Raw genomic sequence first — 16,181 nt, 5'->3', positions numbered from 1 at the left:
CTCCGGTAAACTCGGGGCGGTTCACTTAGCCGGTGGAAGAGCGCTCGCAACCCGGCCGAAGCTCACATCGATCATGAAAGCGCTGGCGTCATCGCGAAGATGCTGTTCAACACCTATTGTATGTTCAATGGGACGCACAGCTATCTCTCGCCGGCTTTGTTCGACCGGGTAGATCCGTTCCTGCCGGTGCTCCGCCCGATGTTGCCCGGGGGTCAAACGGTGTTCGTGGCGCGCTGCACCATGAACCTGCTGCTCGTCGCGCCGCGCTCGCGCCATGTAGGTTTCCTGCTTGAGGCGGTCGAGGCTTGGTTCGTTCGCACGATGTCACCGGAGCTGTGGATCGCGGCAGGCGTCGGCCGACAAGTTGTGCAATGGTTCGAAGCGTGCGCTGTCGAAGACCCGGGGTTGCTCGAGCCAGCGCATCCGGAGCGCGCGCGGATCGATCGGACGCTGGGCCGATTGGTGGCGCTCGGCGTCGCCGAGGCGTATGATCTGGAGCGGCGCGTCACAGCGGCGGCCGAAGCCCAAGCGGTCACGTCCGTTCGTCGCAAGCTGGACTGAGGCTCGGGGCGGGGCGCTCTCCGAAGTAGGAGCAGGGCAAGATCGTCGGATTCGATTCAGGGACCTATCACTCTGTCCCCGAATTGGCTGCGGCACTAAACAGCGCGCTGACACCGAGTGAGAGTCGGGTGACCAAGCCCGCTTTTGGCGATTGGGAACAAAAGCTGCCAGTGTCCTCTCGGCCCCAAAGCGGCCGTCCGTAGACTTCGCAGCGAACTTCCGTTTCCCCGCCCTTTTTGTCGCGCCGCGATCAAAAACTGCCGATCGAGCCTCGGACAGAGTCAGCCCCAATCAGACGGTCCTCCTTGGGTCAAGCACACCTTTTGTTCGGGAACCGAAACTGGGCCTGAAACCCTTCAAAAAAGAGTGACCAGAGGCCGAGAATCTCTCGCGTTCGCCTTGTAGGCCCAAACCGCGAAAACGAAGCCTTATGGGCGTTTTGCGAAAACTTATGGGCAGCGCGAAGCATTATGCGCTGCCCTACAGAGAATCAGAAATCGAGGTTTGCGACTGACAGCGCGTTTTGCTGGATGAACTCGCGGCGGGGTTCGACAACGTCTCCCATCAGCTTCGAGAAGATGTCCTCGGCCTCGGTCACATCTTCGACGCGGACCTGCAAGAGCGTGCGCGCAGACGGATCAAGCGTGGTTTCCCAAAGCTGCTCGGGGTTCATTTCGCCCAAGCCTTTGTAGCGCTGCAGGGACAGACCCTTTTCGCCCTCTTTCAGGATCGCGTCGAGCAGCTCGAGCGGTCCGTGGATCAAAATCCCACGCTCTTTGCGCATCAGCGTGGCGGGGCGGTCGTAAACGTCGGTCATCGTCTCGGTGTGTTGGCCCAGACGACGCGACTCGCCCGAGCGCAGGATGGCCCCGTCAAGCGTGCGCACCTCTTCGACACCGCGCAACACGCGAGTCAGGCGAATGCCATGATCCTGCGTTGGGCGGCCTTGCCAGCCGCGTTCATATTCCAACGCGACCAGATCCAGACGCTTGGCCACCGCGTCGGCGACACCTTGGGCGTCCGAGTCGATCTTGCCGGGCAACATGGCACCCGCGATGGCGGCTTGCTCCAGAATGTGGCGCTGGTAGTGGGTGGGAAACGCGCCAAGGATGCGCTTGATCACGCGCGCCTCTTCGACCACGCGCCGCAAATCCTGCCCCGAGATTTCCTCGCCGGTATTGAGCCGCAAGATCGCGCCATCGACGCCTTGATCAATCAGATAATCTTCCAGCGCGGTCTGATCCTTGAGGTAAACCTCGGATTTGCCACGCGCGACCTTATAGAGCGGCGGTTGCGCGATATAGAGATAGCCGCGTTCGATCAGCTCTGGCATCTGGCGGAAGAAGAAGGTCAGCAGCAGGGTGCGGATGTGGGCGCCGTCCACGTCAGCATCGGTCATGATGACAATCTTGTGGTAGCGCAGCTTGTCGATGTTGAACTCATCGCGGCCAATTCCGGTGCCGAGCGCGGTGATCAGGGTGCCGATCTGATCCGATGACAACATCCGGTCAAAGCGCGCGCGCTCGACGTTCAGGATCTTACCACGCAACGGCAGAACCGCCTGATTTTTTCGCTCGCGTCCCTGCTTGGCCGATCCCCCTGCGGAATCCCCCTCGACGAGGAAGACTTCGGAGAGCGCGGGGTCTTTTTCCTGACAATCGGCAAGTTTGCCGGGCAGCGAGGCGACATCCATCGCCGTCTTGCGACGGGTCAACTCACGCGCTTTGCGGGCGGCCTCGCGCGCCAAAGCGGCTTCGACAATCTTGCCGACGATCTGCTTGGCCTCGTTCGGGTTTTCCTCAAACCATTCCGAGAGCTTCTGGTTCACCAGGTTTTCAACCGCAGGACGAACCTCGGAACTCACCAACTTGTCCTTGGTCTGGCTGGAGAATTTCGGATCGGGCGCTTTGACGGATAGCACGCAGGTCAGCCCTTCGCGCGCGTCATCGCCGGTGAAATCGACTTTTTCGCGTTTCGCGATGCCGCTTTCCTGCGCATATTTCGTGATTGTGCGGGTCAGGGCCGCGCGCAGACCCGCCATATGCGTGCCGCCATCGCGCTGGGGGATATTGTTGGTAAAGGGCAGCACCGTTTCATGGTAGCTGTCATTCCACCACAGCGCGACCTCAACACCGATGCCGCGCACCTCGCCGACCATATAGATCGGCTCGGGCATCACAGCGGTTTTGGAACGGTCGAGATATTTCACGAACTCGCGCACGCCACCGTCATAGTGCAGTTCGACATGCACCGGCTCGGCGGGGCGGTCGTCTTCGATGATGATGCGCACACCGGAATTGAGGAAAGCCAGCTCACGCAGGCGCTTTTCAAGCGTCGCAAAACTGTAATCGAGGTTCGAGAACGTGCCCTCGGGATCGGTTTCTTTGTTGGACGCATAAAAGCGCACCTCCGTGCCCTTTTCGCCCGGCGCATCGCCCACGACATGCACATGCTCGACGCATTCGCCATGCTCGAACCGCGCTTTGTGGATCTTGCCATCGCGCCAGACTGTCAGCTCAAGCCAGTCCGACAATGCGTTCACGACCGACACGCCAACCCCGTGCAAACCGCCCGAGACTTTATAGGCGTTGCCGTCATCATCGGTGTTGTTGAATTTGCCGCCCGCATGCAGCTGGGTCATGATGACCTCGGCCGCCGAGACGCCTTCTTCGGTGTGAATTCCGACCGGAATACCGCGCCCGTTATCGCGCACGGAAACCGAACTATCGGCGTGAATTTTTACGTGAACATAGTCGGCGTGACCGGCCAGAGCCTCGTCGATGCCATTATCGACGACCTCATAGACCATGTGATGCAGCCCCGAGCCGTCATCCGTGTCGCCGATATACATGCCGGGACGTTTGCGAACCGCCTCCAAGCCTCTGAGAACTTTGATAGAATCAGCGCCATAAGCGCTCGTGTTCGGAGTATTCTCGGCCATGCCCGCTCGTCCTTATTTATCTGTGGATTTTATAGGGGATGGGCGGGGCAATGTCACGCCTGAGACACAAGATTTAGCGTGTTCAGGTCACCGCAATGAGAAGCCCCACAAAGATCATCAACCCGCCCGCGATCCGGTTGAGCCGCGCCATCTTGCCCCGGCTTGCAACAATGCTGCGGATGCGGTCGACAAAGCCCGCAAGGATCAGGTTTCCTGTCAGCGGAACAATCGCAGAAATCAGGCTGACCAGCACGATATCGACCCAGGTCATGGTGGCGATCGGAAAGAAGCCCGGCAGGATGCCCATGTAAAACAAGATCGCTTTTGGGTTGCCGATAATCACGATCAGACCCGCAACGAACCCCGCCCATTTGCCGGGCCGTGTCAGGCGACTGTCCGAGCTGATTTTGTGATCAGCATGCCGGATCAGCAGATATCCCATGCCGACAAACACAGCCACCGCGACCCAGCGCAGCACGATCAGGAAATAGCTAAATTCCTGCACCAGCCACGACACGCCAAGTATCGCCAATGCAGGCCAGATCATATCGCCGACGGTGACACCAAGCGCGAGCGGCCATGCCGCCGCAAACCCACCCGACATGCCGCGCGCCAATAGCGCCAGCCAGACCGGGCCGGGGGTTAGGAACAGCACGAGAAGCGCGCCGGAATACAGCGCGATCTGCGCCAAGGTGAGCGTCATGGCAGGGTCAGGCCTCCGTCATCGGCCAAGGGCCAGAAGGGATTGTGCGCGAGTTCCCAGACATGGCCGTCGGGATCGGCAAAATAGCCGGAATAGCCGCCCCAAAACACCTTCTCGGGGCGTTTGAGCGCCGTGGCGCCTGCGGCGAGCGCTTGCTCAAACGCTGCGTCCACATCTTCCTGCGTGTCGAAATTCTGCGCCAAAGTCATCGCGCCCGTGCCAAGTGCTGCCCCGGCGCGCCCCTGATCTTCCGCCAATGCAACCCGATCAAACAGACCTAAAACCAAACCGTTTAACTGATAGAATACGGCACTCTCTTGGTCTTCTGCAGGCTGCCAGCCAAGCGCCGTGTAAAACGCTTTAGCACGGTTCAAATCTTGCACGCCCAAGGTGATAAGCGTGACGCGCTGCGCCGGATAGCTCATGTCGTGCCCTCTACCACCTGTGAACCCTGCGGACCCTCGCTCACCTCTAGAAACTGCCCGCGCGCGCCAAGACTGTCGAACAGCTCCGCGCCCGTTCCCGTCATCATTACTTGCGCATCAAGCGCGCAGATTTCGTCATAAAGCGCCGCGCGCCGTGCCGCGTCCAGATGGGCTGCGACCTCATCCAGCAACAGTACCACCGCCTCGCCCGACAGCGCACGCGCATTGGCGAGGATCAGCGAAATCAGCAGTGCCTTCTGCTCGCCAGTCGAACAGAGCGAGGCGGGGGCATTCTTTTCGGCGTAAATGGCGAGTAAATCGGCGCGATGCGGCCCCTCAAGCGTGCGTCCCGCCGCCATATCACGCGCGCGATTGGCATCTAGCGCTGCGGCAAGATCCTCGGGGCCTTGATTTTCAAGCATCAGACTCGCCGCTGGAAAGGCCGTTGCCGCACCGTCTTGCGCCGCTGCGATCCGACTCAACGCCTCTGCACGATTGGCGCGAATGGTGGCGCTTGCGTCGGCCATTTGCGCCTCAAGCGCGTGATACCACGCCGGATCGCGCACCATGTCTTTCAGCAGCCGGTTGCGTTCGCGCATCGCTTTTTCATAGGTCAGCGTGGCTTCGGCATGGGTCGGAGTGAAACTCATCACCATGCGATCCAGAAACCGCCGCCGCCCCTCGGCCCCTTCGATCCAAAGCCGATCCATCGAAGGCACCAGCCACAGAACCCGCAAAATCTGCGCCAGTGCGATTTGCGGCGCGGCTTTGGCGTCAATTTCAACGCGCCGCGGCTCACCGGGCAGGGCAGAGGTTTCGATTTCATGGGATTCGGTGCGCGCGCGCAGCTTCCAGCCCACCGCCTCATCGCGGCGCATCAACTCATCCGCAGTTGCGCGTCGCAGACCTCGGCCGGGCGAAAATAGCGATACCGCCTCAAGAATGTTGGTCTTGCCTGCCCCGTTTGCCCCGTAAATCGCCACGGGCCGCCCATCAAAAGCAATCTCGGCGCGCCGATGCGAGCGGAACTGCAAGATTGTCAGCTCACGCAGCATCGCATTCTTTCATCTGGCTAAAAATACTCCCGCCGGAGGCATCCGGCAGGCGTTACACGCGCATCGGCATGACGACGTAAACTGCCGACGTATCGCCGCCTTCGCGCATCAAGGTCGGATCGCCCGAGGAATTGAACAGGAAAACAGCGTTTTCACGATCCACCTGATCGGCAATCTCCTGCAGGTATTTCGCGTTGAACCCGATTTCGAGCGGCTCGTCATTATAGGCCACGACCAGCTCTTCCTCGGCGGCACCCGCATCAGGCGCGTTCACCGACAAAACCAGCTTGTCGGCTTCAAGCGACAGCTTCACCGCGCGCGAGCGTTCCGACGACACCGTCGCCACACGATCCACCGCTTTGGCAAATTCCTTGGCATCGACTTCCAACTGGCGGGTATTGCCCACGGGAATGACGCGCGTGTAGTCGGGGAAGGTGCCGTCGATGACCTTTGAGGTCAGCGTGATCGCAGGCGTTGCAAAGCGGACCTTGGTTTCAGACACCGAGACCGCGATCTCCTGATCGTCATCATCGAGCAACTTGCGCAGCTCGTTCACCGTTTTGCGCGGCACAATGACACCGGGCATATCCGATGCGCCATCGGGCAGACCTGCATCGATGCGCGCCAGACGGTGGCCATCGGTCGCCACGCAGCGCAGCACCTGGCCGTCTTCGCCAGTGGCCACATGCATATAGACGCCGTTGAGGTAATAGCGTGTCTCTTCGGTCGATATCGCAAATTTCGATTTGTCGAACAGGCGTTTGAGCACCCCGGCCTTGGCCGCGAAATTCGCCGCATATTCCGAACTTGCCATGACGGGAAAGTCTTCTTTGGGCAGCGTGGCGAGGTTAAAGCTTGACCGTCCCGCTTGCACGCTAAGGCGTCCGGCGGCGGGATCATCGGCAATCGCCACGAGCGCACCATCGGGCAGTTTGCGCACGATTTCATGCAGCATCAGCGCCGAAACGGTCGTAGCACCCGCCTGTTCAACCTTGGCAGGCGCCTTATCGACGACCTCGATATCCAAGTCAGTCGCGCGAAACTGCACGGTGTCGCCTTCGGCCTCGATCAGGACGTTCGCCAAGATCGGGATCGTGTTGCGGCGTTCGACCACAGATTGGGCCTGCGAAACGGCTTTGAGAAGCACAGCGCGTTCGATGCTGAATTTCATGTCGATCCCTCATGAGTGTCCGGGGAAGGCAACGTAGCACCTCACCGCGCCGGCACAATAGATTTTCCGAGACATTCTGTTGCTTTGCACCAAGGGTCAAGCCCGTGTGGCCGTTTCAGCTTTCAAGAAGGCGACGAAGCATGTCGATATCTTCGGCAAGTTGCGAATCGGACGCACGTAGCTCTTCGATTTTGCGAATGCCGTGCATGATCGTGGTGTGATCGCGACCGCCAAACCGACGCCCGATATCGGGCAACGACCGCGTGGTCAGCGATTTTGACAGGAACATCGCCACCTGACGCGGACGCGCAATGGCACGCAGGCGCTTGGGCCCGACCAAATCGGAGAGGCGAATATTGTAATGCTCGGCCACTTTACGCAGGATTTCCTCGACCGTGACCTTGCGCTCGGATTGGCGCAGCTGATCTTTGAGACATTCCTGCGCCAGATCGAGAGAAATCTCGCGCCCGATCAGCGATGCGTACGCAAACAAACGCGTCAGCGCCCCTTCGAGAATGCGCACATTCGAGGTGATGCGATGGGCGAGGAACTCCAGCACGCCGGGCGCGATTTGCAGCCCCGGATACTCGACGCGGTAATTTTCGGTTTTGGTTTGCAAGATGCCAAGGCGCAGTTCGTAATCGGTCGGATGCAGATCAACCACAAGACCACAGGACAGGCGCGACTTGATGCGTTCCTCAAGATCCTTGATCTCACCGGGCGCGCGATCTGCGGAAATCACAATCTGCTTTCCTTGATCGACCAACGCGTTGAACGTATGGAAAAATTCTTCTTGGGTGCTTTCTTTGCCCGCGATGAATTGCACGTCATCGACCATCAAAACGTCGATCGAGCGGAACATCTCTTTGAAATCCATGATCTGCTTGTCGCGCAAGGCTTGCACGAAGCGATACATGAATTGCTCGGCGGAAAGATACAGCACGCGCAGGTCGGGACGCTGCTGGTGCAGATCATGCGCGATTGCATGCATCAGGTGCGTTTTCCCCAAGCCAACGCCACCATAAAGGAACAGCGGGTTGAAGCTTACGGGACCACCTTCGGCAACGCGTTTAGCGGCGGCATGGGCCAGCTCGTTGGGCTTGCCGACGACAAAGCTGTCAAAGGTGAAGCGGCCATCAAGAGGCGCGCTGGGCAGGGAGGCGTCACCCGCATTGGCAGGTTTGCGCATTGCGGGTGCGTTGGAACGCACCGGGGCCGGCGCCGGGGCCGAATTGGCCGGGCGATGCTTATGCACCAGAATCTCGATGCGCTCTACGGTTACGCCAGCGTGGCGCAGCTCGCGCAGGATCGGTTCGGCAAAATTGCGCGACACCCAGTCCCGCATGAATTTCGTCGGCGCGTGAAAAGACGCGATTCCGTCGGTCAGGCCCGCAGGCTCCAACGGTGCGATCCAAGTCGTGTAATTATTTTGTCCAACAGCCTTTTGAAGCTGATTGCAGACCTGCCCCCAGGTTTCGTCCGTCATGATCCCGCCCATCAAATACACACATCAGTTGCGACGCGTGTCACCTTGGGCGGAGAACGGTCAAAGCGGATGGCAGCCGCCTTAACCACGCAACGGGACATAGCTGACCGCCCGACAAAAGTCGGTGGCAGCACTAACTGCCGAAGCCAAAGGGCAAAGGCCCTATAGAATCGGAATCGTATTTTTCCTGACCGAGGTTACGGCGTTACTTTATTGAAACGGCAGACTTATTACCGCCCTCGTTAGCAGAAGAATACGTTATGTCCCCCAAGGCGACGTGAATCGCTTGGTGAAACTAGCAACTTGGTGAGCGCGCAGGCAACTGACCTTTTCTCTTGACGGCGGATTTCCGAAAACGAATCTGACAAGGCTGCGCAAAAAGGCAACACTGATGCTGCAAGCGTATGAAAATGTTGTGAAAATGAAAAAGGGCGCCAAAGCGGCGCCCAGATTTCTAATGTTCTAATCGCTTTTTGCGAATTAGGCCGAAAGCGCTTTCACGCGCGACGCGAGACGCGACATTTTACGCGAAGCGGTATTCTTGTGAACGACGCCTTTAGTGACGCCACGCATCAATTCGGGCTGGGCGGCGCGCAACGCGGTGGTTGCGGCTTCCTGATCGCCCGAAGCGATCGCTTCTTCGACTTTACGCAGGTAGGTGCGGATGCGCGAACGGCGCGCTTTGTTGACGTCTTGACGGCGCTCGTTCTGACGGGCGCGTTTTTTGGACTGGGGCGTGTTTGCCATGGTGTTCTTCCACTTTCCGGGTCTGTTCAAATATCAAAATTGCACGACAGCCCGGGTTCCAGCGAACCTAGTTGATTCTAGCCTGAGCGGGCTCCACGCGCATGTAAGCGGCGTCTCTAAGGCAAAAGGGGTGCAAAGGAAAGCCCTGAAAATGCGAAACGAGGCCGAAGCCCCGTCTGCATCGTCATATTGCTGCGCCGCGCAGCTTACTTGTCGCGAAACTGCGGCTCGCGCTTTTCAAGGAAGGCTGCCATGCCCTCTTTCTGGTCCTCGGTTGCAAACAGCCCGTGGAACAAGCGGCGCTCGAACAAAATGCCCTCGCGCAGTGTCGTTTCATACGAACGGTTCACCGACTCTTTCGCGGCGGCAGTGGCGAGCATGGATTTCTCGCCGATCTTTTTCGCGGCGGCCATTGCTTCGGGGATCAGCTTGGCGTTGGGCGCAACGCGGCTGACCAGCCCCGAGCGCTCGGCTTCGGCCGCATCCATGAAGCGCCCGGTGAGGTGCATATCCATCGCCTTCGCCTTACCCACAACGCGCGTCAGGCGCTGCGTGCCACCAATCCCGGCGATGACGCCGAGGTTGATTTCGGGCTGGCCGAATTTCGCGCTTTCGGAACAGATGATGAAATCGCACATCAGTGCCAATTCGCATCCGCCGCCAAGCGCATAGCCCGACACCGCAGCGATGATCGGCTTGCGTGTGCGGGTGATGGCCTCGGATTCGGGGCCGAAATAGTCAGACGTGAACATGTCCACATAGCTTTTTTCCGACATCTCTTTGATGTCAGCGCCAGCGGCAAACGCTTTGTCCGAGCCGGTAATGACGATGCAGCGCACCTTGTCATTTTGATCCGCCGATTTCAGCGCATCTGCCAGTTCTCCCAACAATTGGGCGTTCAACGCATTCAGCGCATCCGGGCGGTTAAGCCGGATCAGGGCAACGTAATCCTCAATCTCGACGATCAGGGTCTGGTAGGCCATTCGGTCTTGCCTTTCCTTAACTTTGAACGAGAGTCCTATCAGGTGAGAAGACCAGATCAAGCACCTTGTTTGCGCCAACGCGTGACGTCACTTTTGGCATTGCGGGCAAAAAAAGCTGGAACGTCCGGCCTGTACGATGCGCCGGATTGGTGTGGCGCAATGCTGGCAAGGGGCATCTTCACGGTCATAGACATGAAAGCTGTGTTGAAAATATCCCAGTTCGCCATCTGCCTGACGATGATCGCGCAGGCTCGATCCGCCTGCCTCGATCGCCTCGCTGAGAACGTCGCGAATGATCGGCACAAGACTGGCAATGCGTTGATTGGAAATGCGTTTCGCTTGTCGGCGGGGGTCAATTCCGGCGCGATGCAGCACCTCGCAAACATAAATATTGCCCAGCCCCGCCACGACATGCTGATCGAGCAGCGCGGATTTGATCGGCGTTGCGCGCCGTTTAAGTGCCTCGACCAGATACTCCTCGTGAAAGTCATTGCCAAAAGGTTCCGGCCCCAACCCGGCCAGCAGCCAATGCGCCGCTTCACGATCCGTGCGCACCAGATCCATCGCGCCAAAACGGCGGGCATCGTTAAACGTCACACGTGCGCCGCCCTCCATATGCAGCACGACATGATCATGTTTCAGTGGCGCGGGATGATCGAGGTGAAACTCACCCAACATCACGCCCGACACCATCATCCGCCCCGACATGCCCAGATGAATCAGCAGGCTCTCACCCGTATCAAGATCGGCGAGGATATACTTGGATCGTCGCCGCAACCGTTCGACCGTAACGCCTGTTAACCGCTCTGCCATCCGCTCGGGCAAAGGCCAGCGCAGATCGGGGCGATTGACCTCGGCCCGCTCGATCCGCGCACCTTCCATCGCCGGTGCAAGGCCGCGTCGCACCGTTTCGACCTCGGGCAGTTCGGGCATTGTTCACTCCTGTCGCATTGTAATGGCCGGAAGGGCTCTTATAAGAAGGGGGAGAATTCAGGATCGGCAAGGGCTTGAGAGCGAAAACATGAGCGCAGACACCTTCAAGACGACGCATTTCGGTTTTCAGACGGTGGATGAGGATGCCAAAGCCGGGATGGTTCATGGCGTTTTCTCGCGTGTGGCCTCGAAATACGACATTATGAACGATCTGATGAGCGTTGGAATTCACCGCGTTTGGAAAGACGCGATGATGGATTGGCTGGCACCACGTCCGGGCCAGCAACTGCTTGATGTTGCTGGCGGAACAGGCGATGTGGCGTTTCGGTTCTTGAAGCGCGCAGGTCAGGCCCATGCCACCGTTTGCGACATGACCGAGCCAATGCTGATCGAAGGACGCAAACGCGCCGAGGCCGAGAGCATGGCCGACAGTCTTGATTGGGTGGTGGGCGATGCGATGGCGCTGCCCTTCGCTGATAATAGCTTTGATGTTTACACGATTTCCTTCGGGATTCGAAATGTGACCCGCATCGCAGATGCCTTGGCCGAGGCGTATCGCGTGCTGCGTCCGGGCGGGCGGCTGATGGTGCTGGAATTCAGTCAGATCCCGAATGAAATGATGCAGAAGGCCTATGATTTGTATTCGTTCAACATCATTCCCAAGATGGGCGAGATCGTGGCCGGGGATCGTGACAGCTATCAGTATCTTGTCGAATCGATCCGCAATTTCCCCGATCAGCAAAGCTTTGCGACGATGATCCGCGCCGCTGGCTTCGGCAATGTCAGCTATCGCAATCTCTCGCTTGGGATCGCGGCGCTGCATTCCGGTTGGAAGTTATAAATGCGCGGACCGCATAATATCTGGCGCTTGATTCGCACCGGCGCGACATTCGTGCGTTCGCGGGCGATGCATCAGGCGCTTGAGGCGATGGACGCGCCGCCCCGGTTGCGTGCCTTGGCCTATGGCATCAGCTGGCCGTTTGCGTGGCTTGGCTATAAGGGCGACGAATCCCTGCCGCCGGTGACGCGGGCGATTACGGCGCTTGGCCCCGCTTATATTAAATTCGGGCAGATTCTATCGACGCGCCCTGATGTTGTGGGCGAAGAACTGGCCGATCAATTGCGGGTGCTGCAAGACAAGCTGCCGCCCTTTGGCAGTGCGATTGCGAAACGGATGGTCGCCGAAGAGCTGGGGGCGCCCGCTGACGAATTGTTCATGGAGTTTTCCGAGCCTGTTGCCGCGGCGTCGATTGCGCAGGTCCATTCTGCGCGCCGCGCCGATACGGGGGAACAGGTCGCGGTAAAAGTGCTGCGCCCGGGGATCGAACGCGCGTTCACTCGCGATATTGATGCGTTTTATTTCGTCGCCACCATGATCGAGCGGCTTTCGCCATCATCGCGCCGCTTGCGCCCGACCGAGGTGATCAAGCATTTCGAATCGGTCGTGATGGGGGAGCTGGATTTACGGCTTGAAGCCTCGGCTGCATCGCAATTCGGGGCTAATACCAAAGGCGATCCGGGGTTCAAAGTGCCCCAGCCGATCTGGCATCTCTCGGCCAAGCGCGTGATGGTTCTGGACTGGGCTGAAGGCCTGCCAATGGGGGATCGCGAGGGGCTGATCGCCGCCGGGCATGACACGCAAGCGCTGGGCGAACATGTGTTGCAGCTGTTTCTCAGCCACGCGCTGCGCGACGGGTACTTCCATGCGGATATGCACCACGGCAATCTCAAGGTTGCCGCGAATGGCGATATTCTGGCTTATGATTTCGGCATCATGGGGCAGATCGACGAATACACGCGCCGGGTCTATGCCGAGATTCTGATGGGCTTCATCCAGCGCGACTATCGCCGTGTCGCCGAGGTTCATTTCGAGGCGGGGTATGTGTCCGCCGATCAGAGTGTTGATGATTTCGCGCTGGCGTTGCGCGCGGTAGGCGAGCCGATCTTTGGGATGGATGCCGGGCATATCTCGATGGCGCGGCTGCTTGCTTATCTGTTCGAGGTAACCGAGCGGTTCGGGATGCAAACCCGCACCGAATTGATCTTGCTACAGCGCACGATGGTTGTGGTTGAGGGCGTGGCGCGGTCGCTTCATCCGAGCATCAATATGTGGGAAGTGGCCCATCCCGTTGTCGAGAAGTATATCCGCGAAAACCTTGGGCCACGCGCGGCGCTGCGCGATTTGCGCCGCACGGTTCAGGTGCTTGCGCGCTTTGGGCCGGAACTGCCCGATCTGCTCAAGGCGAGTTTGCGCAGGCAAACCGAACCGGCTGTCACACCACCGACCCCGCGCCGTTGGCCCTATGTCTTGCTGGGGGCCGGCGCGATAGGGCTTGTCATGATCGGGGTGATTTTGGGCGATCTTCTTTAACCCTCGCGCAGGGCGTTTACGGCGCTGGTTGCGATCACCGCACCGCCCCTTAGGATCAGTTGCGTGCCATCTGCGCTGCCTTGCGCCTCGGTGATGCGGCCATAGGTTTCGACCGTGCTGGTGTCGATCAAGGTTCCGCTATTGTAGCTTTCGAGGCTGAACGAATAGAGTCCCTCTGGAAGCGTGCCGCCAGAGCTGTCCTGCCCCGCCCACGATAGCTGCTCATTGGTTGGCGAGATGGCTTCGCGTGAAACGGCGTTGCCGTTGGCATCTGTCACAACCAGCACAGTCTGATCCGCGCCGTGCACGGGGGCGGGGGCCAGCGTCACGGGCGTGCTTCCATCAAACCAGGCAGGCGCTTCTGTGCGTGCCTCCATCCCGACCCATCCCGCCAATTCCGACATACCCGAAGCCCCGAGTTGCGCGGCGAGTGTTTGCAACAGATCGTTGGTTTTCACCTGCTGCTCGACCCCCGAAAACGTCGCCAATTGCGTGGCGTAATCGGTGCTATCAACCGGATTCAAAGGATCTTGGTTTTTCAACTGCGCAGTCAGCATCGTCAGAAACGTTTCGAAATCGCCGCTGATTTCCGAATTTGAACTGGTGCTCGCTTGGGCTGTGGTTGTCGTGGTCGCGGCGAGAGAGGAAATAGTGGTCATAGCGGTCTCCTAGATGCGCAGATCAAGCCCGGAGGCATTTGCGTCATGCGGGGTCTTTGGCGGGGTGAGAATGGGTGCGGCGGTCTCGAGGTTGCGATGTCCGTCCCTATTGAGACTCTGCGCCGTGGTGTCTGATCCGGCCTGACCGGAATGCTGTTGGGGGTGATCGCTGAAGCTGAAACTCAGCTCGCTATAGCCCAGATCGCGCATGTCGGTTGCCAGCATACCGATATTGCGCCGCATGAGATCAAGCGTCTCGGGTCGCTCAGCCTGCACCGTCACGACCATGCCGTGTTCTGATGCATGCAAAACCAGACGAACCTTACCCAACTCTTCGGGAGACAGCGCGATCTCTACGGGTTGATCGGCCATCTGAACGACTGTAGTCGCAATTTGACGACTGACGGATTGGGCGATGGTGGCGGCGGTCGAACCGATGTTTCCCAGCGCCTCGCTACGCGCTGCTGTGCTGGCATGGGCCGCGACTGCGGCATCGGTGGAAATGTCATCTCCCGGATCAAATCCAGCCTCGTCATTTTGAATGCGCGCCGCGAGATTCAGGGCTGCTTGCGGATTGCTGTATAGCATTGTGCTCGCCGCTTGCGGGGCCGTCGTACTCATCTGAAAATCCGAACCAGAAGCCTGCGGAGATGACGTGGCAAGTCGATCTAGCCGTGCGTCTGAACGCGTTTCACCAGCCGTAGAGAAATCACGAGACAGGGTAGGTTCAAGCATCGAGGTGTCGCCGGATTCTGGCCCCGATTGTGATCCAAGAAACACCGCATTCATCGGCCCGCTTTCAACTTTGCGTATGGCGCTCACCTGAACTGGTGTGCTCGTCAGCCCGCTCTGGGGCGCAGAATCAGATTGCGGCGTGGCACCCTGCTGTGGCGCAGGTTGTGTGGTTGTGCCGTGATCGGTCTGGCTCGTCAGTATGTGCGCGCCAAGTGCCTGAGCCGCGTTCACATTTGACCCGTCCGAATTAGGCTGGATCGTCGCGGCGTGAGCGATGACGTGGCGCGTGTCATGCGGCAAGGATGCGGTGCGTTGCTCGGCTTTCGGCGTTTGCGTGCTAAGGGTGGCAGCGGCCGGCGGCGTTAAATTGGCGATAGGCGGTTGCTCCGCCGCCACGACCATCCGATCACCCGGCAAGCCAAGGCTATTAGAGGGTAGGTTCTGAATGGCTGACGTAAGATCACCCGATAAAAGCTGCTTCTGTGAAACGCTCTGCTCAAGCCGCGCCTCAGAGGCAGCGCCATTTCCGAGAGTCGAGCTGTCGGCGTGATTGGGCATCGTATTCAGCGGTGTTTGCGTAACCGCTCCCCCGTTTGTCGTCGATTCGGGTTTGGTTCCTACGGCTTGAGCCTCTAAGAGGTCACCCACCGCCGTCTGCTGCCGCTGGCGCCCGACAGTTTGTTCCGGGTCGAGCGACGTGATCGCTTTCCCCGACTGTTGAATGGCTGGATGAGCCGTCTCTAGCGCGCCTTGCTGCCCGGTAGCCTCGTTATTGTGTGTCGTTCTACCTTCAGCAGGCCATGCGCTCGCGGTGGATATTGAGGAATATGCTGTTTCGAACGGTACTGCCGCACGCGCTAGCATTATTGCAGGGGGGCTTGGGTGAGACGTGGACGTTTCCACGTTGGTAAGCGGGAAGGTCGTTTGAGCCGGATCGTGTGGTGGCATCTGACGTAGCGATTGCGTTTGCGTGGCGTCTGCTACGTCACCCTCGCCAGTATGCGGTGCAAGGTTGGACAATGTATGCTCTAGCGGCATCTGGGCGGCTGGATCCTGCAATGACGTATCGTCGGAACTTAGCTTGCCCGTGAAGGAGTCCCAATCTTGGGACGACAGATCGCTTTCCTCTGCGGAAGTTGAATTCGATGCCTGAGCAAATGCGTGAATGCGTTGCTCTGTAGAATTGAGCGCACCCCCAATGTCACTGGCCGTGCCAGCCGCATGGTGTTCCACCGCGTTTGCCGACTGACCTTGCCGCCCGCCTGGCGTTGATCCTCTCAGTTCAAACTCGAGAGAGAAATGCATTTCGGGCGAGGCCGTTTGCGTCAATGCCACGCTGACATCTCGATTCGACGGCGCGGCTTTCACTGTCAGCATGTCTTTGGTGGCAATTGGAATCATGATCCTCACG

General features: G+C 59.0%; 14 protein-coding genes. 3 read left to right on the top strand and 11 right to left on the bottom strand.

What is annotated here, in order from left to right:
• The first annotated feature begins 99 nt into the window (after positions 1 to 99).
• A complete protein-coding gene (locus tag DT23_RS08495; RefSeq protein ID WP_038130430.1) occupies positions 100 to 561 on the top strand; it encodes a hypothetical protein in 462 nt (153 codons plus the stop codon).
• A gap of 490 nt (positions 562 to 1,051) precedes the next feature.
• On the opposite strand, the gene gyrB is transcribed toward DT23_RS08495, so the two are convergent.
• The 9 genes from gyrB to mutM form a co-directional block, all read right to left on the bottom strand.
• Complete coding sequence (gene gyrB, locus DT23_RS08490) at positions 1,052 to 3,502, bottom strand: DNA topoisomerase (ATP-hydrolyzing) subunit B (protein ID WP_038130429.1); 2,451 nt, start codon at positions 3,500 to 3,502, stop codon at positions 1,052 to 1,054.
• Positions 3,503 to 3,584: 82 nt separating this feature from the next.
• Positions 3,585 to 4,205 carry a LysE family translocator gene (locus DT23_RS08485; RefSeq protein ID WP_038130427.1) on the bottom strand — a complete coding sequence of 207 codons (621 nt, stop codon included), beginning with the start codon at positions 4,203 to 4,205 and terminating at the stop codon, positions 3,585 to 3,587.
• Positions 4,202 to 4,630, bottom strand: a complete 429-nt coding sequence (locus DT23_RS08480; RefSeq protein WP_038130426.1) for a VOC family protein — start codon at positions 4,628 to 4,630, stop codon at positions 4,202 to 4,204. Before DT23_RS08480 ends, DT23_RS08485 begins: the two co-directional genes overlap by 4 nt.
• A complete protein-coding gene (gene recF / locus DT23_RS08475) occupies positions 4,627 to 5,685 on the bottom strand; it encodes a DNA replication/repair protein RecF (RefSeq protein WP_038130425.1) in 1,059 nt (352 codons plus the stop codon). Before recF ends, DT23_RS08480 begins: the two co-directional genes overlap by 4 nt.
• Before the next feature lie 52 nt (positions 5,686 to 5,737).
• Positions 5,738 to 6,856, bottom strand: a complete 1,119-nt coding sequence (gene dnaN, locus DT23_RS08470; protein ID WP_038130423.1) for a DNA polymerase III subunit beta — start codon at positions 6,854 to 6,856, stop codon at positions 5,738 to 5,740.
• Between the two features lie 115 nt (positions 6,857 to 6,971).
• The gene (gene dnaA / locus DT23_RS08465; RefSeq protein ID WP_038130443.1) at positions 6,972 to 8,342 is read right to left on the bottom strand and encodes a chromosomal replication initiator protein DnaA; all 1,371 of its coding nucleotides are present in this window, start codon (positions 8,340 to 8,342) and stop codon (positions 6,972 to 6,974) included.
• A gap of 480 nt (positions 8,343 to 8,822) precedes the next feature.
• Positions 8,823 to 9,089, bottom strand: a complete 267-nt coding sequence (rpsT, locus tag DT23_RS08460) for a 30S ribosomal protein S20 (RefSeq protein ID WP_038130422.1) — start codon at positions 9,087 to 9,089, stop codon at positions 8,823 to 8,825.
• Positions 9,090 to 9,295: 206 nt separating this feature from the next.
• Positions 9,296 to 10,072, bottom strand: a complete 777-nt coding sequence (locus DT23_RS08455; protein ID WP_038130420.1) for an enoyl-CoA hydratase — start codon at positions 10,070 to 10,072, stop codon at positions 9,296 to 9,298.
• Between the two features lie 87 nt (positions 10,073 to 10,159).
• Positions 10,160 to 11,005: a bifunctional DNA-formamidopyrimidine glycosylase/DNA-(apurinic or apyrimidinic site) lyase gene (gene mutM, locus DT23_RS08450; RefSeq protein ID WP_038130419.1), complete on the bottom strand. Its 846-nt coding sequence runs from the start codon at positions 11,003 to 11,005 to the stop codon at positions 10,160 to 10,162.
• Between the two features lie 88 nt (positions 11,006 to 11,093).
• Between mutM and ubiE the strand changes: the two genes are divergently transcribed.
• A complete protein-coding gene (ubiE, locus tag DT23_RS08445) occupies positions 11,094 to 11,846 on the top strand; it encodes a bifunctional demethylmenaquinone methyltransferase/2-methoxy-6-polyprenyl-1,4-benzoquinol methylase UbiE (protein WP_038130418.1) in 753 nt (250 codons plus the stop codon).
• A complete protein-coding gene (gene ubiB, locus DT23_RS08440) occupies positions 11,847 to 13,376 on the top strand; it encodes a 2-polyprenylphenol 6-hydroxylase (protein ID WP_038130416.1) in 1,530 nt (509 codons plus the stop codon).
• On the opposite strand, the gene DT23_RS08435 is transcribed toward ubiB, so the two are convergent.
• The gene (locus DT23_RS08435; RefSeq protein ID WP_038130413.1) at positions 13,373 to 14,035 is read right to left on the bottom strand and encodes a flagellar hook capping FlgD N-terminal domain-containing protein; all 663 of its coding nucleotides are present in this window, start codon (positions 14,033 to 14,035) and stop codon (positions 13,373 to 13,375) included. The two genes, ubiB and DT23_RS08435, sit on opposite strands and share 4 nt — an antisense overlap.
• Before the next feature lie 9 nt (positions 14,036 to 14,044).
• Positions 14,045 to 16,171 carry a flagellar hook-length control protein FliK gene (locus tag DT23_RS18975; protein WP_081847011.1) on the bottom strand — a complete coding sequence of 709 codons (2,127 nt, stop codon included), beginning with the start codon at positions 16,169 to 16,171 and terminating at the stop codon, positions 14,045 to 14,047.
• Positions 16,172 to 16,181 lie beyond the last annotated feature (10 nt).

The organism is Thioclava indica (assembly GCF_000714545.1).
GTDB lineage: Bacteria > Pseudomonadota > Alphaproteobacteria > Rhodobacterales > Rhodobacteraceae > Thioclava > Thioclava indica.
The sequence above is the reverse complement of the archived record's forward strand: the minus strand, read 5'-3'. Positions and strand labels throughout refer to the sequence as shown.